The following is a 24,097-nucleotide window of genomic DNA, read 5'->3' on the forward strand; positions in this document are numbered from 1 at the left end:
AACATTTTTTTCGGCCCGTCTCTTCTTACACCATCTATTGCATTGCAACAGGATAGCTATGCCTGTTGCAGCCCGCAATACTTCTAATTGGTATGTGAATACGCGCCTAAGTGCTCAGGATCGCGGCGAAAGACATTTTCGCACCAAATCACTGTGCAATGCAAAAGACCCAATAGAACATTTAAATCAATTTGGTAGCATTATATTAACGGCGTTCCAGAACGGCTCAGGCGGCCAGATCTGCGACCACCGCATCGAGCACGAAAAAACCTTCACGGGTTGCGCGAATGCGGTTTTCCCCGATTTCTTCCACCATGCCATGCTCGATCAAGGCTGCCAGACGAAGCGGATCGATGGAGCGGCTCGCATAACGCTCGTAGCGTTTCAGGTCGATACCCTCGGTCAGCCGTAGTCCCATGAGCAGGAATTCGTCGCCCTGCTCCTCTTCGGAAAGACCGGCGTTTTCGGTCAATGCATGACCGTGGCTTTCGACATTTTCCAGCCAGGTTTCCGGATGGCGCTCGGTCGCGGTTGCAAGCTTGCTGGCACCCACCGTGATGCGGCCATGCGCGCCGGGCCCGACGCCGACATAATCGCCGTAGCGCCAGTAGACGAGGTTATGCCGGCATTCGGCGCCCGGACGGGCGTGGTTGGAGACTTCATAGGCGGGCAGACCGGCAGCAGCGGTCACATCCTGCGTCAGTTCATAGAATTCGGCACCGAGATCCTGATCCGGCATCTTCAGCTTGCCGGCGTGAAACAGCGTGTGGAAGGGCGTGCCTTCCTCGATCGTGAGCTGGTAGAGCGACAGGTGATCGGCGGCGAGCGCGATGGCCTCGTTCAGTTCCTGTTCCCAACCGGCCAGTGTCTGGCCCGGCCGGGCATAGATAAGGTCGAACGACAGGCGCGGGAAGGTTGCCCGCGCGGTTTCGATGGCGGTGCGGGCCGTGCGCGCATCATGCAGGCGGCCAAGCAGTCTCAGATCCGTATCGATGAGCGACTGCACACCCAGCGAGACCCGGTTGACACCTGCTGCCCGATAACCGCGAAAGCGCTCGGCCTCGACCGACGAAGGATTGGCCTCCAGCGAAATCTCAACATTTTCGTCCATCGACCAGCGATCGGAAACCGCCTTCAGGATACGGTCCACCGTCGCCGGTTCCATGAGCGAAGGCGTGCCGCCACCCAGGAACACGGACTGAACCGTCCTACCCTTCGTCAAATCGGCAAAATGAGAGAGTTCCCGTTCGAAAGCGGCCGCGAAACGGGCCTGGTCGACCGGCTGGTGACGGACATGGGAGTTGAAGTCGCAATAAGGGCATTTGGCTGCGCAGAACGGCCAATGAATATAAATGCCGAAGCCTCCTTCGGCTGCCCCCACACCTGTCACGTCTTTTTATCCTTCCAGGCAGCCGGCAGAAAAGAGCTGGAATGCCCGCGCCCTGTGTGAAAGGGCGGATCCGTCCTTCGACCAGCCGTGTTTTTCTTCCGAGGTCATTTCGCCGAAGGTCCGCTCATGGCCATCCGGCTGGAAAACCGGGTCGTAGCCGAAGCCCTGCGTACCGCGCGGCGGCCAGACGATCTGTCCCTCGACCTCGCCGCGGAAGAACTCTTCGCTGCCGTCCGGCCAGGCCAGGCACAACACGGCAACAAAAGATCCCCGGCGCTTGTCGTCCGTCGTTGCGCCCAGGGTCTGAAGCTTTTCCTCGATCGTGCGCATGGCCATCGCGAAGTCCTTGTCCGGACCTGCCCAGCGCGCGGAATAGATGCCCGGATCGCCGTTCAGTGCCGCAACGCAAAAGCCGCTGTCATCAGCCAGGGCCGGCAAGCGGGAAGCCTTGGCCGCCGCATGGGCCTTGATGGCTGCGTTTTCCTCGAACGTGACACCTGTCTCGTCCGGTTCCGGCAGGTCCAGCTCTCCGGCGGAGATCACTTCGAAGCCATAAGGCTGAAGCAGTTCGTTGATCTCGCGGATCTTGCCCTTGTTGTGGCTTGCGACAACCAGTTTGCCCGGTTCCAGCTTGCGATGGCTCATGGTTTGCGCCCTTAGAGAATGGCCATTTTCTGAAGATCAACCAGCTTGCCGATGCCCAGCTTGGCCAGGCCCATGAGCTTGCCGAATTCCTCTTCGGAGAACGGTGCACCTTCGGCCGTTCCCTGGATTTCGACGATGCCGCCGGACCCGGTCAGAACGAAGTTGGCGTCGGTCTCGGCGGTGCTGTCCTCGGCGTAGTCGAGGTCGAGCACCGGAGCACCTTCGTAGATGCCGCAGGAAATGGCGGCAATGTGATCCTTCAGGACCTCGCCGGAGACCATGTCACGGGCCTTCATCCACTCGATGCAGTCGCGCAGGGCAACCCAGGCACCGGTAATGGACGCCGTGCGGGTGCCGCCATCGGCCTGGATGACGTCGCAGTCCACAGTGATCTGGTTTTCGCCGAGGGCTTCCAGATTGACGACGGCGCGCAGCGACCGGCCGATGAGACGCTGGATTTCCTGCGTCCGGCCGGATTGCTTGCCGGCACTGGCTTCGCGGCGCATGCGGTCGCCCGTGGCGCGCGGCAGCATGCCGTATTCAGCCGTTACCCAGCCGCGGTTCTGTCCGCGCAACCAGGGCGGAACCCGCTCTTCCAGGCTGGCGGTGCACAAAACGTGGGTGTCGCCGAACTTGACGAGGCAGGACCCCTCGGCATGTTTGGAGACCCCGCGCTCCAGTGTGACCGCACGGAGTTCATCGGCTGCGCGTTTGGACGGACGCATGCATATCCCTTTCGACTTTCGTTCCGGAAAAACCGCCGTTTCTCCAGTGTATTCGTTGGGGCCTTGTAGACCCCAACTTCCTTCGCCGTAAAGGCCTTGCGTTGTGATACTTCACGCAAGCCCCCTTTTGCGCCTATATCTTTTTGATGAAAGCCCGGTCGACCCCGGTGAGTGGTCACATTCGGAGAACAAGCCTTGAGCCTCAGCGACCTCGACAAGAGATCCCGTGAAATCTTCCGTTCGATCGTGGAAACCTATCTGGAGACCGGCGAACCCGTCGGGTCCCGGAACGTTTCGCGCAAGCTCGGCATTTCGCTGTCCCCTGCCTCGATCCGCAACGTGATGTCTGATCTGGAGCATATGGGCCTGCTGCATTCGCCTCATACCAGCGCAGGCCGGCTGCCGACCGAAATCGGGCTTCGGTTCTTCGTCGATGCCCTTCTGGAAGTGGGCGACCTGACCCAGGACGAGCGCCGCGCGATCGATGCCCAGGTGCGGGCGTCGCAAAAGGCGAATTCGGCCGAACAGGTACTGACGGAAGCCAGCCAGATGCTGTCCGGCCTGTCCATGGGCGCCGGCGTTGTCTTGACCCACAAGTCGGACATGCGGCTGAAACACATCGAGTTCGTGCGCATCGAACCGCTGAAGGCCCTGGCGATCCTCGTCAGTGAAGACGGGTCCGTCGAGAACCGCGTTGTCGATCTGCCGGGTGACCTGCCGTCCTCGGCTCTGGTGGAGGCCAGCAACTACCTGAATGCCCAGATCAAGGGCCGGACCCTGTCGGAAATCCGCTCCGAACTGGAAAAGGTCCGCGATGCGGACCAGGCCGAACTGGATCTCTTGAGCCAGAAGGTCATTGATGCGGGTCTTGCGGTCTGGGGCGGCGAAAGCGCCACCGATCCGGGCACGCTGATCGTGCGGGGCCGGTCCAATCTCCTGACCGATCTGGACGCCGTCGAGGATCTGGAGCGCATTCGCCTGCTGTTCGACGATCTTGAAAGCAAGAAGGATCTTATCCAGTTGCTGGGTCTTGCCGAACAGGGCGACGGGGTGCGCATTTTCATCGGCTCGGAGAACAACCTGTTCTCGCTGTCCGGATCCTCCCTGGTGGTGTCGCCCTACAGGGACAGCAACCAGCGTATCGTCGGTGTTCTCGGTGTCATCGGACCGACCCGGCTGAATTATGCAAGGGTGATCCCGATGGTCGACTACACCGCCCGGCTGGTGAGCCGGATACTCGGATAAACCTGCCGGAGACCGGATTTCCCGAGCGGGCACGGGCTTGACCTGCCGCCGCCACCACCCCCATGTGTACCCGAGACCAGCCAGACAGGACCTGACATGCTTTCGCCCGCCGAACTGGAACGCTACGCCCGCCACATCGTGCTGCAGGAGATCGGCGGTGCCGGCCAGCAGAAGCTGAAAAATGCACGCGTGCTGGTGATCGGTGCCGGCGGCCTCGGCGCGCCGGTGCTACAGTATCTGGCAGCCGCCGGTGTCGGCACGCTCGGCATTGCCGACGACGACACGGTGTCTCTTTCCAACCTGCAGCGGCAGGTGATCCACGATACCGACCAGCTGGGTGAGCCCAAGGTTGCCAGTGCGGCAGAAGCGATCGCTCGGCTGAACCCCAATGTGAAGGTCGAGCCGCACCCCACCCGCCTTGCTGGCCACAATGCCATGCAGCTCGTTTCCCGATACGATCTGGTGGTGGACGGATCGGACAATTTCGACACCCGCTACCTGGTGTCCGATGCCTGTTTCTTTGCGCAGAAACCGCTGGTGACGGCCGCCGTCGGCCAGTTCGACGGCTCGTTGACCACCTTGAAGCCCTTTGAAACCGGCCCGGACGGCACAGCCAACCCGACCTATCGGTGCCTGTTCCCGCAAAAGCCGCGCGACGGCCTGCTGCCGACCTGCGCCCAGGCCGGCATTCTGGGTGCGCTGACGGGCATCATTGGCGCCATGCAGGCCATGGAAGTTCTGAAGGAACTGACCGGAACGGGCGAGGGGCTGGTCGGCCGGATGATCCTCTTCGACGCCAGAACCGTGCGCATGGAAACCATTCGCTACAAGCGTTCGCCGAAGAACCCCCTCAACGGCAACAATCCGAAAACCTGGGCGGAGCTGCTGGAGGAGGCGTGACACGAGATCGCCCTCCCGCAGGGAGTGAGAAACCTGCTGTTGGCCGCTTCCCTCAAGTCTGACCGGACAGTCTTTCGGGCAAACAAAAACCCGCCCCGGTTGCCCGGGACGGGTTCTGTAAAACTGTGGTCTGACTGACCTTAGTTCGGCTTCTGCTCGCCTGCCTGCTGGGCAGCGGCCTGCTGGGCCATGTTCTGGCGGTAGAGCTGAGCGAAATCGATCGGGTCGAGCATCAGCGGCGGGAAACCGCCGTTGCGGGTCGCTTCGGAGAGGATGTTGCGGGCGAACGGGAAGATCATGCGCGGGCACTCGATCATCACGAACGGATGCATGTGCTCTTTCGGCACGCCGGTGATCTTGAACAGGCCTGCGTAGACCAGCTCGACGTTGAACATCACCATGTCCGGGCGTTCTGCCTTGGCGGTCAGGGTCAGGACGACTTCAAACTGGTCGTCACCGATCTGCTGGGCACCGACGTTGACGTTGATGTCGAGCTTCGGCTGGTCGCCCTGTGCCAGGGAGCGCGGCGCATTCGGGTTTTCGAAAGACAGGTCCTTGATGTACTGGCCAAGGATGTGCATGCCCGGCGCTGCTGCGCTCTCCGCCTGCGGCTGCGCGCCGCCGTCATTGGTGTCGGTCATCATCTCATTCCGTTGCGCGGTGCTGATCTGAAATGAAGAGCTATTAAATCCCTCCGGCTGGCCGCCGGCCCGCGTGATCCGGACAGCCGTGTTAGCGGGTGGCTACCACTTACGCCTTGTCGGCACAAGAGCCCCGGCCTTGCCAGCCGCCGGAATCCGCTTCAAAAGAGGGAAGTTGCCGTTCTCCAAGAAGTCCAGATGCACGAACAACCGACATCCAATATCACCCTGCCGCACCGGCGCCTGAAACTCGACACGCTGGTGCGCCTGCGCTGGCTTGCCGTGGGCGGCCAGTCCGCAGCGCTCCTGGTCGTGCATGTCGGTCTGGGCTATCCGACGCCGGCCGGACCTGCCTTTGCCATGGTGGCCCTGTCCGCCTGGCTCAACATCTTCCTGAAGATCCGCTGGCCCTCGGCCATGCGCCTGTCGGAACGCGCCGCAGCCCTGCAGCTTGCCTATGACATCCTGCAGATGAGCGGGCTTCTGTTCCTGACCGGCGGTCTGGGCAATCCATTCGCGTTCCTGCTGATGGCACCGGTGATGGTGTCCGCGACGGGCCTGTCGGCCCGTTACACGGTGATCCTCGGTATTCTGGCCACGGTTTGCGCCAGCCTGGTTGCGGTTTTCCACCTGCCTCTGCCATGGCCGGTGGGCGACGACTTCTCGCTTCCGATCGTCTATTCCGTCGGCATCTGGACCGCGCTGGTCTCCACGCTCGGCTTCATGGCGATCTATGCGTTCCGGGTGGCCGAAGAGGCCCGCCAGATGGCGGACGCGCTTGCGGCAACCGAACTCGTGCTTGCCCGTGAGCAGCATCTCAACGCGCTTGACGGGCTGGCAACCGCGGCCGCGCATGAGCTCGGCACACCGCTTGCCACCATCTATCTGGTGGCCAAGGAACTGACGGACGAATTCGAGGCGAGCGACCCCAGGGCCGAGGACGTGGACCTGATCCGCTCACAGGCCGAGCGCTGCCGGTCGATCCTGCGTCAGCTCACGAGCCTGTCGAGCGAGGAAGACCGGACCTACCAGCGCATGCCGGTGTCGCAACTGCTGGAAGATGTGGTCGACCCGCACCGGGGCACGGGCGTTGCGATCCACTCCACCGGGTCCGGTACCGGCGCCGAGCCGGTGGGTACACGAAACGCTGCAATCCGTTACGGACTTGGCAACCTGCTGGAAAATGCCGTCGACTTCGCCAAGACCCGCGTCGATGTGTCCGCCAGTTGGGACGAAACGACACTCTCGATTTCCATCAAGGACGACGGTCCCGGATTTTCGGTCGAAATTCTGGGCAAGATCGGCGACCCCTACGTTTCCGTGCGCGGCGGAAAGTCGCCGCAACGCGGCACCGGCGGAGGGCTTGGTCTTGGCATCTTCATTGCCAAAACCCTGCTGGAACGCACGGGTGCCAAGCTGCATCTGGAAAATTCGGCCCCACCCCAGACAGGGGCTCACATCCGCGTAAGCTGGCCGCGCAAGGTGTTTGAACAGGACGGCAGAGTGGACGAAACGGCTTTTTCACCCCATAACGGCAATAAAGCGCAAACAATGCATGCTGTGCCCGTGAATCCATCCGGGGTGCAGGAGAAGACGCAAGAATAAGACCGGTAGAGCCAAATGACGGACCAGACACCTGCCCTGAACAGTTCGGAGGACATGACCCTCCTGATCGTTGACGACGACAAGCCGTTTCAGCAGCGCCTCGCACGCGCGATGGAAAAACGCGGCTTTACGACGGAAACAGCCGACAGTGTTCAGGACGCAGCCGGCAAGATTGCCCAGAATGCCCCGGCCTTCGCTATTGTTGACATGCGGCTTGAAGACGGCAACGGTCTTGATGTCATCGAACAGCTTCGCCAGCGCCGTCCGGATGCCCGCGCCATCGTGCTGACCGGATACGGCAACATTGCCACTGCGGTCACGGCGGTCAAACTGGGGGCTATCGACTATCTCGCAAAGCCCGCCGATCCGGACGATATCGTTGCAGCGCTTGCGCGCAAGCCCGAAGACAAGGCGCAACCGCCGGAAAATCCGATGTCGGCCGACCGGGTCCGCTGGGAGCATATCCAGCGGGTATACGAGCTTTGCGACCGCAATGTTTCGGAGACCGCACGCCGGCTGAACATGCACCGCCGAACCCTGCAAAGGATCCTGGCAAAGCGCGCGCCGCGCTGAGAAAGCCGGGGCTTCCCGCCATTGCGGGCTTGCCCTTAGACTGCCACTTTGCCTAAGTATTCCCAAACGGTGCTAACCTGCGCTCCCACGGAGATCGCTTATGCGGCTTGATGCTGCCCATGTTCTTGTTACCCCCGCGCTGAAATCCGGCCTGCTGGCCGCGTGCAGTGTGGTTCTTATGATGTCGGCTTTGCCTGCACAGGCTCAATCGGTTCCCGAAACCGTGCGCATCAACGTGGAACCGCCGCAACCCGGCATCCGGTCCATCACCGTGAACAAGAAATACCGGCCGATCATCAGCCGCGACGACAAGGGCGTCGTCATCGACACGATGGGCAGCGACAACAAGTTGCCGCCCTGTGACGTCAAGCTTGAGGTCACTCTGGAAAACAGCCGCGTCCTGCATCGGGATGCCAGCTTCTGCTCCGGCGGCACGCTTGTGGTCGACGTCTCGAACGACGGCAAGCCGGGCGCGGTCGCCCGCATCGTCGGCACAACTTCCGGAACGGCCGCCGGCCCGGTTTCCAATGCTCCGGCTGCAACACAGTCTTCCCAGCAGGATCGACCTGCCGAAGGACAGCAGACCGCTTCCAACTCCAACGGATCATCGACCCCATCCGTTGAGGAAATCAAACCGCCTGCCGAAGAGGGCGGACTGAAGCCTCTCGACCAGGTCGATACCCCGATTTCCGCACCCGGCACCGAAACGGCCTCCCTGCCTGATGACATCGACACGGTAACCGGTGACGGTTATCCGGGTGCCGCCAATTCCGAACCGGTTCTAGTAAGCCCGAACGAGGCGCGCGAGTGGCTGGCCGAACCGGGTACGCAGCCCGGAACACCATCGCTGCTTCAGCACGCCGTAGCGCAAACCGACGACCGGGATTTCCGGGCTGATTGCACCACCCAGTCCGGATTTGCCAAGATCACGTTCCAGCAGGCTCCCGCCGGACTTCTGGAAGGCATGCCGCAGGCCGTGCGCATTTCCGCGGGCGAATTCGACAGCGTCTACAATGCTTTCGGTTCTTCCAGCGCCAATGAAGCCGGCACGTCGCTGCCCGAAGTCAACATTGAAATGACCGACCCGCTGTGGGAGGCCATGATCAAGCAGTCTGCCCTGTCGATCGCGGTCGAAGGCCTGCCTGCACACGAAGTTTCCCTGAAAGGCAGCGCCAACCCGGTGCGCCTGTTCGTTGCCACCTGCGCCCAGCCTCAGCAGATCGTTTCAGACGATGCCTACGGCAGCGGTGCGGAAGAAGCGAACTCGGATCTTTCCTGCTCCGAGGCAGGTCGGGTGCGGTCGGTCGAAGCCGTCCGGCCTGGTCAGATCGTGTTCCGCAACGCCAGCCGTCAGCCCATCGAGGTGAGCTGGGTGGATTACCGCGGTGGCGAGCGGCCCTACGCGCGCCTTGAACCTGGGCAGATCCTGGAACAGCAAACCTATGTTTCCCACGCCTGGACCGTGCGCGGCTCCAGTGGCGAATGCCGGGGTATTTACGTCACCAAGACCCCGTACCGGGAAGTCGTTATCAACGGACCGGCGAACTTCGGTGCCCCCGGTAACAACGGCTTTGGTAACAACGGGTTCGGCAATAACGGCTTCGACAACAATGGCGGCACCTGGGGTGCCCCCAACGGTGGCGGTTTCGACGGTCAGCCCGGCAACGATTTCCCGTCCGGCCCTGTCCCCCCGGGATCCATCGAAGGCTCAAACCAGCCGAATTTCCAGCAACAGCAGACGGCTCGCGCCAATGTGGCCGACTACCTGTGCACCGCCGGCATAGACCTGAATGTCGTGTTCTCGCCGGACATGCAGTCCGCAACCGTTGCCGAAATGGGCTATGGCGCAGTCACCCTGCAAAGACAGGGCAGCGCCAACACGTTCTATTACGAATCCCAGGGGCATGTGCTGAAGGGCCAGGTTCAGAATGCCACCTGGTCCCGTCCCGGATTGCGGGATGTGTTCTGCGCCCGCAGATAAATTTCAGACACACTTGTAAAAAACGACAGGTTTAATACTTGGTAGAAATCCGGACTGTCTGACAGTTTTCAGGGCCCTAATCGTTTTAACGGCATAAATCTTCTGTCTTCTTAAGCATTTGGTCAATTATTGAGAGGAAATCTTGTCGGACAGAGTTCGATAGGAATCACTTAACCATGTCCTTCGCCCGTTGGCCCATTACCTGGAAGATCAGCCTCCCGATCGCGACCATTCTGCTGTTCACAGCCGCGATCTGTGTGGTCAGTCTCAACAGTCTTTATTCGGCGATGTTCGCGGAACGCCTCAAAAAGATTGAAGAAATCACCGAAGGCGCGGTTTCGATCGCCGCCTATTACCATGGCCAGGAAGCAAGCGGGAAAATGACCCGCGAAGAGGCCCAGGCCTCAGCCCGGGAAGCCATTGGCGCCATCCGGTTCGAAGGCGACAACTATGTCTTCGCCTATGACTACCAGGGCATGAACCTGGTTCATCCGAACGCAAAGCTCGTCGGCACCAACATGATCGGCTTCTCCGACAAGACGGGGGTGAAGATCGTTGCCGAACTGATCAAGGATGCCAAGGCCGGCGGCGGTTCGCTGCTCTATTACTGGCCGCGCACAGCCGGCGAAGAACCGATTGAAAAATATAGCTGGGGTTCCGGTTTCGAGCCCTGGGGCTGGATGATCGGCACCGGGGTTTACGTTGACGATCTCGAAGCTGCCTACTGGAGCGCTGCCACTTCGATCATCGCTCTGGCGCTTGTTGGTGCCCTGATTGCGATCGGCATTGCCTTTGTCGCCGTCCGAAACACGGTTCGTCCGCTGCGCGCGCTGACCGACAACATGAGCCTGCTGGCCGATGGCAACACCAGCATCACCATTGACGGCACCGACCGCGGCGACGAAATCGGCCAGATGGCGAGCGCCATGGAAGTTTTCGTCCGGAACGAAGCTGCACGGCGCGAACTTGAAGAGCAGCAGAATTCCAGCCAGGAAGACGCTGCCCGCAAGGGAGCTGAAATCCAGCAGCTCAGCGGCGACTTCGATCGTCAGATCATGGAAATGCTCAACATCATCGACAGCTCCGTGCAGAACCTGCAGGCTGCTTCCGCCGACATGACCGGCGTCGCGGCACAGACCACGGAACAGAGCGGTCGCGTTTCCAACGCCTCCTCCCAGGCAGCCCACAACGTTGAAACCGTTGCGGCGGCGGCGGAAGAACTGTCGGCCTCGGTCAACGAAATCCGCCGTCAGGTGCAGTCTTCCAGCGAGATTGCGGCCCGCGCTGCCGGAGAAGCCCAGGCAACCAACCAGCGCATGCATGGCCTTTCCGAAAGCGCCAGCCGCATCGGCGAGGTCGTGAACCTGATCCAGGCGATCGCCGAACAGACCAACCTCCTGGCGCTTAACGCGACCATCGAGGCGGCACGCGCAGGCGAAGCCGGCAGGGGATTTGCGGTCGTTGCGGCGGAAGTCAAGGAACTGGCCACCCAGACTTCCAAGGCGACCGAGGAAATCTCCAGCCAGATCACGGCGATCCAGGATGAGACCGGTCATGCGGCCAGCGCCATCTCCTCGGTTACAGAGATCATCAACAACATGAACGAAATCGCCTCGTCCATCGCTTCTTCCGTGGAAGAGCAAGGCGTTGCGACGCAGGAAATCGCCAGCAACGCGACCGAAGCTTCGCGTAGCACGGTTGAAGTGACCACGAACATCGAGACCGTTGCAGCGGCTGCCGAAAACACCCGCGATACCGCGGAAAAGGTCGACAGCTCGGCCCAGCAGCTGAAGGAAAATGCTTCGATGCTGCGCAATCAGGTCGGCACCTTCCTGCAGGAAGTCCGCAAGCGCTCCGTGGCCTAAGGTCCGGACACCAGACGCAAAAAGCCCGCAGTCCCTCAAAGGCTGCGGGTTTTTCGTGTCTGCTTCCAAGTGGTATGTCAGCCCGGCGGGGTCGTCAGAAGGCCTTCTCCAAGAACCTTGAAAGCGTCGATCGCCTTCTTCAGGTCCGCTTGCGGGTCATCGCTTGCCGCAATCCAGAGTGCGGCATTGAAGGCAGCGCCGTTCAGAAGCCGCGCAGCGGCTTCCGCGTCAACGGGTTTTACCAGGCCTTCGGCGATCAGACGTTCAAGCGCACTGGTCGTTGTCTGCAGGCAAACATTCTGGCTCGGCCACTGTGACGGATCGCCAAGTACGGATGGTCCGTCCAGCAGCACGATACGCTGCACTTCCGGTTTCAGAGCCATCTCGATATAGGCGATGCCTTCTGCCATGAGCGACTCCCATTCGCTCCCGCCAAGCCGGCTGGCGGCTTCCTTGGCTTCGGCTGCAATTTCGCCATCGAGCTGATTGACCACCGCCTGCAGAAGACCCTTCTTGTCTCCAAAATTGTGATAAAGCGCGCCGCGCGTCAGGCCGACAGAAGCGGTCAGTTCATCCATGGACGCAGCCGCGTAGCCCTGTTCGGCAAAGGCTTTTCGCCCTGCCGCTATCAGCTTTGCCCGCGTTTCCTCCATCATTTCGGCTCGTTTTCCAGGCGCCATCCTTACCTCGCAAATTCGCATACGTCGCGTATGCCAATTGACATACGGCGCGTATGTGAGTTATTCACATACGCAGCGTATCTCAATAAGCGCTCCCCGTTAAGCCCGGTTTCACACCGAAGCTCCAACCTTGAAAGGACTGAACATGACCAAGAGCCAACCTGTTTTCCCGGAGGGCCGTCACGCCCTTTATGACACGCATAAATATTCGGCCGCTCTTCGCTCCGGCGACCTTCTTTTTGTATCCGGTCAGGTCGGCAGCCGCGCAGATGGCACGCCTGAACCAAACTACGAAGATCAGGTGCGCCTGGCCTTTGAAAACCTGCAAGCCGTACTCAAAGCGGCCGGCTGCGGACTGGACGATATCGTCGACGTCACGACCTTCCACACGGACCCGGAAAACCAGTTCGAGAGCCTGATGAAAGTGAAGGACGAGGTTTTCGAAGAAGCGCCTTATCCGAACTGGACGGCCGTCGGCGTCAACTGGCTGGCCGGTTTCGATTTTGAAATCAAGGTTATCGCACGAATTCCCGACGGCGCCTGACGCCTTTTCGGCAGACCTGCCTTCCGGTTTCATCGAGCCTGAAGGCAGGCCGGACCGAAACCAACTCTTCAACGGTTGCAAGCAGCGACGTGGCACACCACGTGCGGATGGCGCTGGGAGACGGACACTGACCTTCTCCAGCGCATGTCTGCCGATGCATGTTCAATGGAGACCAGGTTATGGACGACACCACGAATTGGCACCTTTCCGAAGAAATCCGGACATCTGCCGGTGTCGTCATGGCGGGCCGGGCGGGTGAAGGGCCGTCGCTGGTGCTCGCACACGGCTGGCCGTGGTCGTCCTGGTCCTGGCATCGGCTCATTCCGGAACTCTCCCGGAAGTTCCGCGTCCACTGGTACGACATGCCTGGATACGGCCAGTCGGCAAAGTCAGCTGACCAACGCACGTCCCTCGACATTCAGGGCAAGGTCTTTGCCGAAATGCTCGATCATTGGCAACTCGAACGGCCATCGGTCGTGGCCCATGACTTTGGCGGGGCAACAACGTTGCGGGCGCATCTTCTGCACGGCTGCGATTTCGACAAATACGTCTTGATGAACGTCGTTGCCCTCAGCCCCTGGGGGTCGGAGTTCTTCGATCACGTCGGCCGCCATGTGGAAGCCTTTGTCGGGCTCCCGCCGCATATCCACCGCGCGGTTGTCGATGCCTATATCGGCGGCGCCCTTGTCAACGAAATCGGGGCCGAGGCCCGCGCGGCACTGGCAAAGCCCTGGCTGACCGAAGAAGGCCGCGGCAGCTTCTATCGCCAGTTCGCCCAGGCAGACGAAGCCTATACCAACGAGATCGAACCGCTTTACGGCGACATCCGGTGCCCGGTGAAGATCCTTTGGGGAGAGGACGATCCGTGGATCCCGATCGACCGGGGCCAGGCTCTGCACGCCGCCATTCCGCAGTCGTCATTCGAAGCGCTGCCGAACGCCGGCCACCTGCCGCAACTCGAGGTGCCGGATCTTGTTCTGGCCAAGCTGGGTGCCTTCCTCTGAGGGACAGGCGTCAGCTGCAGCTCAGATCTTGCGCAGGGCGACCTTGGCAATCTTGTGACTGGAATCCTTGGTCAGGATCAGGTCGGCGCGAGGCCGCGTCGGCAGGATGTTTTCGCGCAGGTTGACCAGGTTGATGTCGTTCCAGATGCGATTGGCGGTCGTGACGGCTTCCTGATCGGTAATCCGCGAATACTTATGGAAATAGGATCCCGGATCGCGGAAGGCTGTCTCGCGCAGGCGCATGAAGCGGTCGACATACCAGTTCAGCAACAGGGTTTCATCGGCGTCGATATAGACCGAGAAGTCGAAGAAATCCGAAACGAACGGCACCGCGCGCCCGTCCTTGGGCAATTCGCGCGTCTGCAGCACGTTGAGGCCTTCGACAATCAGAATATCGGGCCGGTCGACCGTCACCGTGTGGCCGGGCATGACATCGTAGTAGAAGTGCGAATAGACCGGTGCCCGAACGAACCGCTTGCCTGCCTTGATGTCGGACAGGAATTTCAGCAGACGTGGCCTGTCGAAACTTTCCGGAAAGCCCTTCTTGGACATCAGCCCTTCGGCTTCCAGCACCGCGTTTGGATACAGGAACCCGTCGGTTGTGATCAGGTCGACCTTGGGGCTGGCCGGCCAGCGGGCCAGAAGCTCACGCAGCACGCGCGAGGTGGTCGACTTGCCGACCGACACCGACCCGGCAACACCGATGATGAACGGGGTCTTGCCGTCACGGGTGCCGAGGAAGTTCTGCGTTGCCTGAAAGATGCTGATGGTTGCTTCGGCATAGAAGGCAAGCAGACGGGAGAGCGGCAGGTAGATTGTCTCGACCTGCTCGATCGAGACCGGCGCATTGAGGCCCTGCAACTGGGCCACCTCATGCGCATCCAGCGTCATGGGCGTGTCCGCACGCAGTCTTGCCCACTCGCGCTCGGTGAACACCTGGTAGGGGGACAGATCCATGTCCAGGGCCGTGGCGACTTTCTGATCCATTACTTCGCAGTTCCTGCTGCGCGGCTGAACGCCGGATCCGGTACAGAGCCTGCAGGCCCTGGATTATTCTTGAGGCCGGGACGCCTTTTCTTCCAGTCCGGTCTGTCCCGTACGGCTCGCAAGCTCCTTCATAACATCCCCGAGGGGGACATTGGAGACATTGAGAACCACCAACAAGTGATAAAGCACATCGGCGGCCTCGGCCGTCAATTCCTGCCGGTCCTTCTGAACGGCGGCAATCGCCGCTTCAACCGCTTCTTCCCCCAGCTTCTGGGCGCATTTGGCAACGCCCTTGTTGACGAGCTTGCTCGTATAGGACTTGTCGTCCGCGCTATTCGCACGTGCAGCAATAATGGCGTCCAGATCTTCCAAAGTGAAGTCGGTCATTCGGCTAGTTCCCTTGAGGCCGTTTCAGGCGTCGAGGCGCATCGGTACGCCGGCGTCGTTCATGTAGTGCTTGGCTTCCTGAATGGTGTATTCGCCAAAGTGGAAGATCGAGGCGGCCAGCACCGCAGTGGCATGGCCATCACGGATGCCTTCCACCATGTGGTCCAGGTTGCCGACACCGCCCGAGGCGATCACCGGCACCGGCACCGCATCGGCAATCGCCCGGGTGAGGGCGATGTTGTAGCCGGATTTTGTACCATCCCGGTCCATCGAGGTGACCAGCAGTTCACCGGCGCCAAGATCAACCACCTTTCTGGCGAATTCGACCGCATCGATGCCGGTGGCATTACGGCCGCCATGGGTGAAGATCTCGAATTTTTCCGGTTCGCCCGGCGCGTTGACCTGCTTGGCATCGATGGAGACGACGATGCACTGCGCCCCGAATTTTTCCGCCGCTTCGCGCACAAAATCCGGATTGGTGACAGCTGCCGTGTTGATCGACACCTTGTCGGCCCCGGCGATCAGCAGCTTGCGGATATCTTCCACCGTGCGTACGCCGCCACCGACGGTCACCGGCATGAAACAGGCTTCGGCCGTGCGCCGGACAACGTCGTAGATCGTGTCCCGGCCCTCGTGGCTGGCCGTGATGTCCAGAAAGCACAGTTCGTCCGCACCGGCCGCGTCATAGGCCTTGGCGGCTTCCACCGGATCACCGGCATCGACCAGATCCACGAAGTTGACGCCCTTGACGACACGGCCGTCCTTGACGTCGAGACAGGGAATGACACGGGCTTTCAAGGTCATGATGCTTTGCTCCGCGCGGCCAGGATCAATTCCATGGCTTCTTTCGGATCGAGACGGCCGTCGTAGAGCGCACGGCCCGAGATTGCCCCTTCCAGGATGGCGCAATCCGGCTCCAGCAGGCGGTGAATGTCGTCGATCGACGCAAGGCCGCCCGAGGCGATGACCGGAATGGAGACGGCACGGGCGAGATCCAGCGTCGAGGGAATATTGAGACCCTTCAGGACGCCGTCGCGATCGATATCGGTATAGATGATCGCCGCAACGCCTGCATCCTCGAACTGCCGGGCAAGATCGACTGCGGTAAGTTCGGACGTTTCCGCCCAGCCCTCGACGGCGACATAGCCGCCCTTGGCATCAATGCCGACGGCAACCTTGCCGGGGAACTTGCGGCAGGCTTCCTTCACCAGGTCCGGATCGCGCACGGCAACAGTGCCCAGGATGACGCGGCTGATGCCCTTGTCCAGCCAGGTTTCGATATGTTCCAGCGTCCTGATCCCGCCACCCAGCTGCACCGGGTTCTTCGTTGCCCCCAGAATGGCATCGACAGCCGCGCCGTTGACGCTCTCGCCGGCAAAGGCGCCGTTGAGATCGACCACATGGAGCCATTCGAAGCCCTGATCCTCGAACGCCCGGGCTTGCGCGCCCGGGTTGTCGTTGAACACGGTTGCCTGGTCCATGTCGCCCAGTTTCAGGCGAACGCACTGGCCATCCTTCAGATCGATGGCGGGAAAGAGGATCATGTCGCTTTAAATTCCTTCAACGATGACGATTTCGCCATCGGCTACTTTCTGGCGGATTTTCACCGCTTCCTGATATTCCGGCGAATTATAGCAATCAACCGCGTGCTGGAAGCTCGGAAATTCGATGATGACGTTGCGCGCCCGGCCCGGGCCTTCAATGGCATCGGTCTTGCCGCCGCGGGCAAGGAAATTGGCGCCGAACCGCTCGAAGGCGGGCTTTGCCGTTTCCACGTATGCCGGATATCCGTCGGCGTCATGCACGTCGACACGGGCGATCCAGTAACCTTTGCTCATGTTGGCCTCCCAGGCGCTTAGAGATTAAGGGGTCCAGTCCAGGAAATTGGCGATCAGCTCCAGACCGAGCCGTTGGCTTTTTTCCGGGTGGAACTGGGTGCCGATCATGTTGTCCTTCGCCACCATGGCAGTGAAGGTGCCGGCATAGTCGAACGTTGCCAGGCGGTCTTCCGCCCTGGCACAGGCAAAGTGGAACGAATGCACGAAATAGGCGTGCAGGCCATCCGCTCCCGTTTCCAGCCCCTTGAAAACCGGGTGGCTTTCCGGACGGACCTCAATGGTGTTCCAGCCCATGTGGGGGATTTTCAGCGTCTTGTCTGCCGGTTCCATGGCTGTAACGTCGCCTTCGACCCAGCCAAGACCTTCAACGGTCTCGAATTCCAGGCCGCGGCTTGCCATCAGCTGCATGCCGACGCAAATGCCGAAGAACGGCTTGCCGTCCTTGCGAACGACCTGTTCCAGCGCCTCGGGCATGCCTTCGACAGCCCACAGGCCGCGCTTGCAGTCGGCAAAGGCGCCGACACCCGGCAGCACGACACGGTCGGCCTTCAGTACCCTTTCGGGGTCGGACGTCACGATAACGTCGGGCGTGTGGGCGTGGGCGCGGGCCGCGCGCTCAAACGCCTTTTCGGCCGAGCGCAGGTTGCCCGAGCCGTAGTCGATAATCGCAATTGTCATTGACGGGTCTCCGGACCGAGGGTCAGGCCCACCACCTGCTCGCTACCGATCCTCGGGATGATCGGTTGGGAGGCGGGGCGCTGTTGCCGGTCGATTTGAGGTCTGGGCGGCGACACTCGGTCAGCCGCCTTGTGGAGAAATCGGAATTCGGCTTCGCTCTTGTTGTGCGCGTCGACGATGCCGACAACGCGCCAACCCTTGCCCTCCAGCGACCAGCGGCGCAGCGCCTGGGCCTCGAGGCCGAACAGGATGGAGGTGAAGAGGGCAACGACGGCCATGGCTTCCTGACTGACGGACAGCGCCAGCAACTCGATCACCAGTGTCGCGGCGAGATAGCCAAGCAGCACCAGCCACATGCGGTTGACCAGCAGCCAGATGACGGCAAACAGGAACGCAAGTGTCGAGAAGCCGTCCGGAACGAAGGCGAGCCTGTCGGTCTGGCGAGGATCGCCAGCCACGTCTTCGAATTCTGGCGGAGCCATCACAACATATGTGCTCATGCGCCGTTTCCTGCCCTAGCTGCCGAGCTGGCCCTTGGTGGTCGGAATGCGGTCTGCCTGCCGCGGATCGATCTCCACCGCCTTGCGCAAGGAGCGCGCAACCGCCTTGAAGCAGGTTTCGGCGATGTGATGGCAATTGGAGCCATAAAGGTTGGCAATATGAAGGGTAATCCCGGAATTCATCGCGAATGCCCGGAAAAACTCCTCGAACAGCTCCGTGTCGAATTCACCGATCTTGTCCCGGTCGAAGGTGACGTCCCAGACCAGGAAGGGACGGCCGGACACATCCAGCGCGCAGCGGGTCAGCGCTTCATCCATGGCAAGATGGGTATCGGCATAACGGGTGATGCCCGCCATGTCGCCCAGCGCTTCGGAAATTGCCTGGCCCAGCGCAATGCCGGTATCCTCGACCGTGTGGTGAAAGTCGATATGAGTGTCGCCATCGGCACGGGCCTTGATGTCGATCAGCGAATGTCGCGACAATTGCTCCAGCATATGGTCGAAGAACCCGACGCCGGTCTGGACGTCGTATGCGCCCGTGCCGTCCAGGTTGATCTCGACCGCGATGCGGGTTTCCTTGGTGTCGCGCGATACACTCGCTGTGCGCATGTGCTGATGCCCCGTGGGTAATGGGAAAGAAGAACCGCGGTGTTGTAGCAGCCTGAACCGTCTAAGAAAATAGCGGTTTCATAGTGAAAGGGTTCTGTGGCCGGACTATCTTGCAGACAGGCAAATCGGCATTCGTCTGTCGCCGCGTTCCTGAAATCCATTTTGGGGGAAATCCATCATGTACAAAAAAGCCATTTCAGAAGGCGGGATTGCCGTCGTTACCGGTGCTGCCAGCGGCGTCGGACTGGCCGCTGCCACCCGCTTCGCCCAGGCAGGACTGGGCGTCATTCTTGCCGATCTGCCCGGTCCGGCCCTTGAAGAGGCAACGGAAAAGGTGCGTGCCGCCGGTACGGTCGGTGTCGATATTTTCGCGGTTCCGACCGATGTCGGTGACATGGCGCAGGTGGAAGCCCTGGCCGAGAAGGCTTTTCAGACCGGGCCCGTCGCGGTCCTGATGAACAACGCCGGCATCAGCCTGCCGACCTCTGCCTGGGAGGACTTCGACAATTGGGTCCGCCTGATGGACATCAATTTCTACGGCGTCCTGCGCGGTGTCCATGCCTTCACGCCGCGCCTGATCGAGGCTGCCCGCCCGGCGGTCATCGTCAACACCGGATCGAAGCAGGGCATCACGACACCTCCGGGAAACCCCGGCTACAACACCACCAAGGCAGCCGTGAAAGTGCTCAGCGAACAGCTTGCCCATGAACTGCGGCAGGCCGGTGCGCCCATTTCGGTGCATCTGTTCGTGCCGGGGTTCACCTACACGGGCATGACCGCAAGCCACTTTCCGGAGAAGCCGGACGCGGCCTGGACCAGCGAGCAGACCGTCGATCACTTCATCGAGCGGATGTCAGCGGGCGATTTCTACATCCTGTGCCCGGACAATGATGTCGACAGCACCAGGGACAATCGCCGGGCAGAATGGGCCATCGGCGATATCATTGAAAACCGGCCGCCGCTGTCGCGCTGGCATGACGACTACAAGGATGCCTTCGCGGAATTCGAGCGCACAGGCAAGGCGTAGTTCTGGGTAGTTCTGGCGCTGGGCGATCCTTGGTGCTATGCACTGGCACCTGCCCCAAAATCCGAGGATCTGCCCATGCCGACCAGCCCTTTCTCCCCGAAAACCGCTCTGGACCGCCTGATGCTGCCTGTCGACGTGCCGACGGTTGCCGAGGCCGAGAAGCTGGTAAAGCAGACTGAAGGCAAGGTCGGTGTCTACAAGATCGGCATGGAACTTCAGTTTGCCGGCGGGCTGGAATTCGCCCGTGACCTTGCGCGTGACGGCAAGAAGATCTTTCTGGACGTCAAGCTGCACGATATCGACAACACCATCGAAAAGGCCGTACGCAATGTCGCCAAGATGGGCATGACCTTCATGACCCTGCACGGCTACCCGAAAACCATGCGTGCTGCCGTGAAAGGCCTGCGGGAAGAGGGTAATCCCGATCTGTGCCTGCTCGGGGTGACGGTGCTGACCTCCATGGACGAGCAGGACCTGGTCGCTGCAGGGTATCGCGGCCCGATTGCCGATGTGGTGGAAGCGCGGGCGAAGGACGCCCGTGTGGCTGGCATGGGCGGCATCGTCTGCGCCGCCACCGAAGCCACAAAAATGCGCGCCATCCTTGGAGACGAGCTTGTGATCGTCACCCCCGGCATCCGCCCTGCCGGCAGCGACGCCGGAGACCAGCGCCGGGTGATGACCCCGGCGGACGCGATTCAGGCTGGTAGTGACTACCTGGTGGTTGGCCGCCCGATCAGCCGGGCCGAAGATCCGGGTGCGGCGGCCGATGCCGTGGTTGCCGAAATAGAAGAGGCGCTGAACCTGCCGCCGCTAGTCGATAACTCCGGTAACCGGAAAGCCGCATCCTTCGGCAACTTTTCGATATGACGCGGTAAATCCGCTCAGGGAAGCGGTATAGATGAGGCCGCTCGGTCCGACGATATCGATCTGCCCGTTCCGTTGCATCGCCTGCAGGACGCGCTGAGCGTCCTCGATCGGGAAATAGGTCTGGGCGACTGCGAAACCGTCTTCATCGAAATAGGCTTGGACCGTTGCCTGCGCGCTGTCGCCGTCATCAAAGACGAAATTGACCTTCTGATCATTCTGAAGAACCGTCGCATGGCCGCGGACGGCACGTTCCGTCAGCTGGACACCGGGGAAGAAGTCCGGCGGCAATGCATCGCTGTTGGACATCGCAAAGCCTACTGTGGGCAGGCCGTCGCCGCCGGTCCACATGGTGCAGTTGATACGAAAGTCTTCGCCCGTATCAAACGACTGAATCTCTACATTCCAGTCCTTGTAGGAAAAATACTGTTCCTTGGCCTGAACAGCGGAAGCGGCAAGCAGGCCGAGTCCGAGGCCGGTCAAAATTCTGAATGTCATCAAAAGGTCCCCGAAAAGGTAGGATGACGCCAACTCAACACCGAAAACCTTAAAATAAGTGACTGATGTCAGGCGTTTTTTGGCATTACCCTTGTCGAGTCCCACGTCCTCCCCTGAACCACGCGAACCGGGTTCCGCCATGCTTTCCCGGGATGACACAAGTACTTTCCGGAACCGTTTCTTTCCCTGGAAAGCAGGGGTAGCGGCCGGTTGACCAAGGCCAAAAAAACCACCGCCGAAGCGGTGGTCCAGTTTGCTACAATCACGTGATCTCAGGTCACGCTGCCTGGTTGTCTCCATTGGCCGCAGACCGGAGAACCATGCCGTAGAGGTCACGCGGGTCGTCCGGATCAGCCAGCAGGTCGAGCTTCTCGAAGTGACCGGTTCTGGGCAGAAGATCGCGGACATAGCGCAGGGCGGCAAAGTCCTCGATGGCAAAGCCGACGCTGTCGAACAGCGTAATCTGGTCCTGCGAAGTGCGGCCTTCGGCCTTGCCGGCGTAGACCTGCCAGAGTTCGGTAACCGGATGATCGCGGTCGAGCTGCTGGAATTCACCCTCGATATGAGTCTGGTCCGGGAACTCGACAAAGATATCGGACCGCAGCAGGATATCGCGATGCAGCTCGGTCTTACCCGGGCAGTCGCCGCCGACCGCGTTGATGTGAACGCCGGTGCCGACCATGTTGTCGGTCAGGATCGTCGCCGATTTCTTGTCCGCGGTTACGGTGGTGATGATCTGCGCGCCTTCGATCGCATCTTCCGGCGTCTTGCAAATGGTCACGTTCAGGCCGGAATTGGCGAGGTTGCGGGCAAGGCGCAAGCTGGCGGCGCTATCAATGTCGTAGGCGCGGATGTCGGTGATCCCGAGCATGTCCTTGAACGCCAGGCACTGGAAGTCGGACTGAGCGCCATTGCCGATGATCGCCATCGTGGTGGACCCCTTGGGTGCCAGGTATTTGGCGGCAAGCGCCGAGTTGGCTGCCGTGCGCAAGGCCGTCAGGATGGTCATCTCGGTGAACAGCACCGGATAGCCGGTCGTCAGGTTCGACAGAACACCGAAGCCGGTAACAGTCTGCAGACCATCACGGGTGTTGCCGGGATGACCGTTGACATACTTGAAGCCGAAGGTCTTGCCGTCACTGGTCGGCATCAGCTCGATGACACCCTGAGGCGCATGCGCCGGAATACGCGGTTTCTTGTCGAAGCTTTCCCATCGCAGGAAATCCTGCTCGATATATTCGGCGATACCACGCATGAAGGTTTCGACGCCAATCGCGCGGACATTGCGCATCATGTTGTCGACGCTGACGAAGGGCACATAGGCCAGATCCGACGGCAGGAGATTGATGGGGCTGTTTGACATTGTTCGGTCCTCTAGAAGCTTCTTGTCGGCCGGTCGAAGACCCGGCGGCCAAACAGGCTGCCGGTCAGTTCGACCATCAGACGCGCGGTTTTTCCGCGTTCGTCCAGGAAGGGATTGAGCTCGACCAGGTCGAGAGAGGTGACGAGACCACTGTCATGCAGCATCTCCATCACCAGATGGGCTTCGCGGAAGGTCGCGCCGCCCGGAACGGTGGTGCCGACGGCCGGGGCGATTGACGGATCCAGAAAATCGACATCCAGGCTGACATGCAGAAGGCCGTTTTCGGCCCTTACGCGCTCCAGAAACGGCTTCAGAAGAGTGCCGATGCCTTCCTCGTCGATCCGGCGCATGTCGCTGACACCGACGCCGTGGCTGACCAGCAGGTTGCGCTCGGCATCATCGATCGAGCGAACACCGAGGATCTCGACATTCTGCGGTTTCAGGGTGTGTTCCGGCGGGCTGCCAAGCAGATCGTCAAATCCGGGCAGGCCGCACAGAAACGCGAGCGGCGTGCCGTGAAGGTTGCCGCTGGCGGTGCTGTCCAGCGTGTGAAAATCCGAATGCGCATCGAGCCAAAGCACGAACAACGGGCGCCCGAGTGCGGCTGCCGCCCTTGCCTGACCCGAAACGGTGCCCGCCGCCATGGCGTGATCGCCGCCAAGATAGATCGGAAAACCCGGTCCTTCGCCAAGTTCCGCCGCCTTCTGGTGGAGCGCCCGGGTCCAGGCAACATAGGCGCGGTAATTCCGCAGTATCCTGTTGGGAGGGGTGAGGCTGCCAACCTCCGCCGGGCTCAGATTTCCGTGGTCGACGACCGAATGGCCGAGTTCCTGTAGCGTCTCCTGCAGGCCGGCGGTTCGATAGGCGTCCGGTCCCATGAGGCAGCCGCGCTGACCGGCGCCTTCATCCACCGGAGCTCCAACCAGCACAATCTGTTTCTCAACGACGTTCACGTCCTGCTCCGCCCCAAAATTCAACTGTCAAAAGTGTGCTGAAACGCCGCGGCGGAGTAAATCCGGACACTTGATCAAAAGAGCAGCTAGATTTATCATTTTGATAAGCTCAATTTATCGGAATGGAAAAATGGACGATCTGGATCTTCGATTGATCTCGCTTCTGCGCCATGACGGGCGACGGTCAGTGTCCGAATTGGCAGGTGATCTGAAGGTCTCGCGCGCCACCGTGCGCTCTCGCATGGAGAAGCTGGTCGACACGGGAGAAATCCTGGGATTTACCGCCGTCCTGCGCGACGACTGGCGCGATCTTCCGATCCGCGCGGTGACGCTGGTGGTCGTAGACGGCCACAACACCGAACCGGTGATCCGCTCGCTCAGCGCCATGACGGAGGTTCGCGCGATCCATTCCACAAACGGCAAGTGGGATCTGGTACTGGACGTCGCCACGCGCGATCTTGCTGCCTTTGACGATGCACTCAATCGCATTCGCCTGATCGAGGGTATTACCGGCACGGAGACGAGCCTGCTTCTGACCACCCGCAAGGGACCGGCGGTTTCGGCCAGCGAGTTCAAGGATGTTCTGGGGTAGGAA

At 60.8% G+C, this 24,097-nt stretch carries 27 protein-coding genes; 11 read left to right on the plus strand and 16 right to left on the minus strand.

What is annotated here, in order from left to right; all coding sequences use genetic code 11:
• Positions 1–226: 226 nt before the first annotated feature.
• Genes hemW through rph form a run of 3 tightly spaced genes read right to left on the minus strand, consistent with a single transcriptional unit; the run spans position 227 to position 2,760 of the window.
• Positions 227–1,381 (minus strand): radical SAM family heme chaperone HemW, encoded by a 1,155-nt coding sequence (gene hemW, locus FIU93_RS05555; protein WP_152507507.1) that lies wholly within the window; start codon positions 1,379–1,381, stop codon positions 227–229.
• 15 nt (positions 1,382–1,396) lie between these two features.
• Entirely contained in the window at positions 1,397–2,035 is a 639-nt protein-coding gene (gene rdgB, locus FIU93_RS05560) for an RdgB/HAM1 family non-canonical purine NTP pyrophosphatase (protein WP_023002405.1), read from the minus strand.
• Between the two features lie 11 nt (positions 2,036–2,046).
• A complete protein-coding gene (gene rph, locus FIU93_RS05565; RefSeq protein WP_023002406.1) occupies positions 2,047–2,760 on the minus strand; it encodes a ribonuclease PH in 714 nt (237 codons plus the stop codon).
• A 171-nt stretch (positions 2,761–2,931) separates the two neighbouring features.
• Here rph and hrcA point away from each other — a divergent pair, with 171 nt between their 5' ends.
• Positions 2,932–4,005, plus strand: coding sequence for a heat-inducible transcriptional repressor HrcA (gene hrcA / locus FIU93_RS05570; protein ID WP_031269953.1), 1,074 nt, complete (start codon positions 2,932–2,934; stop codon positions 4,003–4,005).
• 96 nt (positions 4,006–4,101) lie between these two features.
• On the plus strand, positions 4,102–4,905 hold the full coding sequence (locus FIU93_RS05575) for a molybdopterin-synthase adenylyltransferase MoeB (RefSeq protein WP_152505039.1): 804 nt from the start codon (positions 4,102–4,104) through the stop codon (positions 4,903–4,905).
• A gap of 140 nt (positions 4,906–5,045) precedes the next feature.
• Here FIU93_RS05575 and secB read toward each other — a convergent pair whose 3' ends face one another.
• Complete coding sequence (gene secB, locus FIU93_RS05580; RefSeq protein WP_152505040.1) at positions 5,046–5,546, minus strand: protein-export chaperone SecB; 501 nt, start codon at positions 5,544–5,546, stop codon at positions 5,046–5,048.
• 198 nt (positions 5,547–5,744) lie between these two features.
• Here secB and FIU93_RS05585 point away from each other — a divergent pair, with 198 nt between their 5' ends.
• The 4 genes from FIU93_RS05585 to FIU93_RS05600 all read left to right on the plus strand — a co-directional run bounded on the left by FIU93_RS05585 (position 5,745) and on the right by FIU93_RS05600 (position 11,570).
• The gene (locus FIU93_RS05585; RefSeq protein ID WP_023002410.1) at positions 5,745–7,151 is read left to right on the plus strand and encodes an ActS/PrrB/RegB family redox-sensitive histidine kinase; all 1,407 of its coding nucleotides are present in this window, start codon (positions 5,745–5,747) and stop codon (positions 7,149–7,151) included.
• Positions 7,152–7,166: 15 nt separating this feature from the next.
• Positions 7,167–7,724 (plus strand): ActR/PrrA/RegA family redox response regulator transcription factor, encoded by a 558-nt coding sequence (locus FIU93_RS05590; RefSeq protein WP_031269958.1) that lies wholly within the window; start codon positions 7,167–7,169, stop codon positions 7,722–7,724.
• Positions 7,725–7,824: 100 nt separating this feature from the next.
• Entirely contained in the window at positions 7,825–9,705 is a 1,881-nt protein-coding gene (locus FIU93_RS05595) for a hypothetical protein (RefSeq protein ID WP_077291347.1), read from the plus strand.
• A gap of 176 nt (positions 9,706–9,881) precedes the next feature.
• Positions 9,882–11,570: a cache domain-containing protein gene (locus tag FIU93_RS05600; protein WP_062485938.1), complete on the plus strand. Its 1,689-nt coding sequence runs from the start codon at positions 9,882–9,884 to the stop codon at positions 11,568–11,570.
• 77 nt (positions 11,571–11,647) lie between these two features.
• On the opposite strand, the gene FIU93_RS05605 is transcribed toward FIU93_RS05600, so the two are convergent.
• Complete coding sequence (locus FIU93_RS05605) at positions 11,648–12,226, minus strand: TetR/AcrR family transcriptional regulator (protein ID WP_152505041.1); 579 nt, start codon at positions 12,224–12,226, stop codon at positions 11,648–11,650.
• A gap of 169 nt (positions 12,227–12,395) precedes the next feature.
• Here FIU93_RS05605 and FIU93_RS05610 point away from each other — a divergent pair, with 169 nt between their 5' ends.
• Complete coding sequence (locus FIU93_RS05610; RefSeq protein WP_152505042.1) at positions 12,396–12,794, plus strand: RidA family protein; 399 nt, start codon at positions 12,396–12,398, stop codon at positions 12,792–12,794.
• A gap of 179 nt (positions 12,795–12,973) precedes the next feature.
• Complete coding sequence (locus FIU93_RS05615) at positions 12,974–13,798, plus strand: alpha/beta hydrolase (RefSeq protein ID WP_152505043.1); 825 nt, start codon at positions 12,974–12,976, stop codon at positions 13,796–13,798.
• A 21-nt stretch (positions 13,799–13,819) separates the two neighbouring features.
• On the opposite strand, the gene coaA is transcribed toward FIU93_RS05615, so the two are convergent.
• From coaA to hisB, 8 genes are all read right to left on the minus strand, one after another.
• A complete protein-coding gene (coaA, locus tag FIU93_RS05620) occupies positions 13,820–14,785 on the minus strand; it encodes a type I pantothenate kinase (RefSeq protein ID WP_023002417.1) in 966 nt (321 codons plus the stop codon).
• A gap of 63 nt (positions 14,786–14,848) precedes the next feature.
• The gene (locus tag FIU93_RS05625; RefSeq protein WP_152505044.1) at positions 14,849–15,172 is read right to left on the minus strand and encodes a phosphoribosyl-ATP diphosphatase; all 324 of its coding nucleotides are present in this window, start codon (positions 15,170–15,172) and stop codon (positions 14,849–14,851) included.
• A gap of 24 nt (positions 15,173–15,196) precedes the next feature.
• The gene (hisF, locus tag FIU93_RS05630) at positions 15,197–15,976 is read right to left on the minus strand and encodes an imidazole glycerol phosphate synthase subunit HisF (RefSeq protein ID WP_152505045.1); all 780 of its coding nucleotides are present in this window, start codon (positions 15,974–15,976) and stop codon (positions 15,197–15,199) included.
• Positions 15,973–16,716, minus strand: coding sequence for a 1-(5-phosphoribosyl)-5-[(5-phosphoribosylamino)methylideneamino]imidazole-4-carboxamide isomerase (gene hisA / locus FIU93_RS05635; protein WP_023002420.1), 744 nt, complete (start codon positions 16,714–16,716; stop codon positions 15,973–15,975). Before hisA ends, hisF begins: the two co-directional genes overlap by 4 nt.
• Before the next feature lie 6 nt (positions 16,717–16,722).
• Positions 16,723–17,010, minus strand: coding sequence for a DUF1330 domain-containing protein (locus tag FIU93_RS05640; RefSeq protein WP_023002421.1), 288 nt, complete (start codon positions 17,008–17,010; stop codon positions 16,723–16,725).
• 24 nt (positions 17,011–17,034) lie between these two features.
• Complete coding sequence (gene hisH / locus FIU93_RS05645; RefSeq protein ID WP_152505046.1) at positions 17,035–17,688, minus strand: imidazole glycerol phosphate synthase subunit HisH; 654 nt, start codon at positions 17,686–17,688, stop codon at positions 17,035–17,037.
• A complete protein-coding gene (locus tag FIU93_RS05650; protein WP_152505047.1) occupies positions 17,685–18,188 on the minus strand; it encodes a DUF2628 domain-containing protein in 504 nt (167 codons plus the stop codon). Before FIU93_RS05650 ends, hisH begins: the two co-directional genes overlap by 4 nt.
• Before the next feature lie 15 nt (positions 18,189–18,203).
• A complete protein-coding gene (gene hisB, locus FIU93_RS05655) occupies positions 18,204–18,797 on the minus strand; it encodes an imidazoleglycerol-phosphate dehydratase HisB (protein WP_023002424.1) in 594 nt (197 codons plus the stop codon).
• Between the two features lie 178 nt (positions 18,798–18,975).
• On the opposite strand from hisB, the gene FIU93_RS05660 reads away from it, so the two are divergent.
• Positions 18,976–19,824 carry an SDR family NAD(P)-dependent oxidoreductase gene (locus FIU93_RS05660; protein WP_075283227.1) on the plus strand — a complete coding sequence of 283 codons (849 nt, stop codon included), beginning with the start codon at positions 18,976–18,978 and terminating at the stop codon, positions 19,822–19,824.
• A gap of 75 nt (positions 19,825–19,899) precedes the next feature.
• Entirely contained in the window at positions 19,900–20,691 is a 792-nt protein-coding gene (gene pyrF / locus FIU93_RS05665; RefSeq protein WP_152505048.1) for an orotidine-5'-phosphate decarboxylase, read from the plus strand.
• Here pyrF and FIU93_RS05670 read toward each other — a convergent pair.
• From FIU93_RS05670 to rocF, 3 genes are all read right to left on the minus strand, one after another.
• Complete coding sequence (locus tag FIU93_RS05670) at positions 20,635–21,186, minus strand: hypothetical protein (RefSeq protein ID WP_152505049.1); 552 nt, start codon at positions 21,184–21,186, stop codon at positions 20,635–20,637. The genes pyrF and FIU93_RS05670 overlap by 57 nt on opposite strands.
• Before the next feature lie 277 nt (positions 21,187–21,463).
• Positions 21,464–22,549 (minus strand): ornithine cyclodeaminase, encoded by a 1,086-nt coding sequence (locus FIU93_RS05675; RefSeq protein ID WP_062485961.1) that lies wholly within the window; start codon positions 22,547–22,549, stop codon positions 21,464–21,466.
• 11 nt (positions 22,550–22,560) lie between these two features.
• Positions 22,561–23,427, minus strand: a complete 867-nt coding sequence (gene rocF / locus FIU93_RS05680; RefSeq protein WP_286202439.1) for an arginase — start codon at positions 23,425–23,427, stop codon at positions 22,561–22,563.
• A gap of 205 nt (positions 23,428–23,632) precedes the next feature.
• Between rocF and FIU93_RS05685 the strand changes: the two genes are divergently transcribed.
• Positions 23,633–24,094, plus strand: coding sequence for an Lrp/AsnC family transcriptional regulator (locus FIU93_RS05685; protein WP_023002430.1), 462 nt, complete (start codon positions 23,633–23,635; stop codon positions 24,092–24,094).
• Positions 24,095–24,097: the final 3 nt, after the last annotated feature.

The sequence above is a fragment of the Labrenzia sp. THAF35 genome, assembly GCF_009363595.1.
GTDB classification, from domain to species: domain Bacteria; phylum Pseudomonadota; class Alphaproteobacteria; order Rhizobiales; family Stappiaceae; genus Roseibium; species Roseibium algicola.

Coding starts and splice junctions, on each gene's coding strand:
- hisF (WP_152505045.1), bottom strand. CDS start 15,976: ATGACCTTGAAAGCCCGTGTCATTCCCTGTCTCGACGTCAAGGACGGC.
- FIU93_RS05670 (WP_152505049.1), bottom strand. CDS start 21,186: ATGACATTCAGAATTTTGACCGGCCTCGGACTCGGCCTGCTTGCCGCT.
- FIU93_RS05675 (WP_062485961.1), bottom strand. CDS start 22,549: ATGTCAAACAGCCCCATCAATCTCCTGCCGTCGGATCTGGCCTATGTG.
- FIU93_RS05640 (WP_023002421.1), bottom strand. CDS start 17,010: ATGAGCAAAGGTTACTGGATCGCCCGTGTCGACGTGCATGACGCCGAC.
- FIU93_RS05650 (WP_152505047.1), bottom strand. CDS start 18,188: ATGAGCACATATGTTGTGATGGCTCCGCCAGAATTCGAAGACGTGGCT.
- rocF (WP_286202439.1), bottom strand. CDS start 23,427: ATGGGACCGGACGCCTATCGAACCGCCGGCCTGCAGGAGACGCTACAG.
- hisA (WP_023002420.1), bottom strand. CDS start 16,716: ATGATCCTCTTTCCCGCCATCGATCTGAAGGATGGCCAGTGCGTTCGC.
- FIU93_RS05595 (WP_077291347.1), top strand. CDS start 7,825: ATGCGGCTTGATGCTGCCCATGTTCTTGTTACCCCCGCGCTGAAATCC.
- FIU93_RS05610 (WP_152505042.1), top strand. CDS start 12,396: ATGACCAAGAGCCAACCTGTTTTCCCGGAGGGCCGTCACGCCCTTTAT.
- FIU93_RS05590 (WP_031269958.1), top strand. CDS start 7,167: ATGACGGACCAGACACCTGCCCTGAACAGTTCGGAGGACATGACCCTC.
- FIU93_RS05615 (WP_152505043.1), top strand. CDS start 12,974: ATGGACGACACCACGAATTGGCACCTTTCCGAAGAAATCCGGACATCT.
- pyrF (WP_152505048.1), top strand. CDS start 19,900: ATGCCGACCAGCCCTTTCTCCCCGAAAACCGCTCTGGACCGCCTGATG.
- rdgB (WP_023002405.1), bottom strand. CDS start 2,035: ATGAGCCATCGCAAGCTGGAACCGGGCAAACTGGTTGTCGCAAGCCAC.
- FIU93_RS05605 (WP_152505041.1), bottom strand. CDS start 12,226: ATGATGGAGGAAACGCGGGCAAAGCTGATAGCGGCAGGGCGAAAAGCC.
- FIU93_RS05575 (WP_152505039.1), top strand. CDS start 4,102: ATGCTTTCGCCCGCCGAACTGGAACGCTACGCCCGCCACATCGTGCTG.
- hisH (WP_152505046.1), bottom strand. CDS start 17,688: ATGACAATTGCGATTATCGACTACGGCTCGGGCAACCTGCGCTCGGCC.
- rph (WP_023002406.1), bottom strand. CDS start 2,760: ATGCGTCCGTCCAAACGCGCAGCCGATGAACTCCGTGCGGTCACACTG.
- FIU93_RS05625 (WP_152505044.1), bottom strand. CDS start 15,172: ATGACCGACTTCACTTTGGAAGATCTGGACGCCATTATTGCTGCACGT.
- FIU93_RS05685 (WP_023002430.1), top strand. CDS start 23,633: ATGGACGATCTGGATCTTCGATTGATCTCGCTTCTGCGCCATGACGGG.
- FIU93_RS05600 (WP_062485938.1), top strand. CDS start 9,882: ATGTCCTTCGCCCGTTGGCCCATTACCTGGAAGATCAGCCTCCCGATC.
- coaA (WP_023002417.1), bottom strand. CDS start 14,785: ATGGATCAGAAAGTCGCCACGGCCCTGGACATGGATCTGTCCCCCTAC.
- hisB (WP_023002424.1), bottom strand. CDS start 18,797: ATGCGCACAGCGAGTGTATCGCGCGACACCAAGGAAACCCGCATCGCG.
- secB (WP_152505040.1), bottom strand. CDS start 5,546: ATGACCGACACCAATGACGGCGGCGCGCAGCCGCAGGCGGAGAGCGCA.
- FIU93_RS05660 (WP_075283227.1), top strand. CDS start 18,976: ATGTACAAAAAAGCCATTTCAGAAGGCGGGATTGCCGTCGTTACCGGT.
- FIU93_RS05585 (WP_023002410.1), top strand. CDS start 5,745: ATGCACGAACAACCGACATCCAATATCACCCTGCCGCACCGGCGCCTG.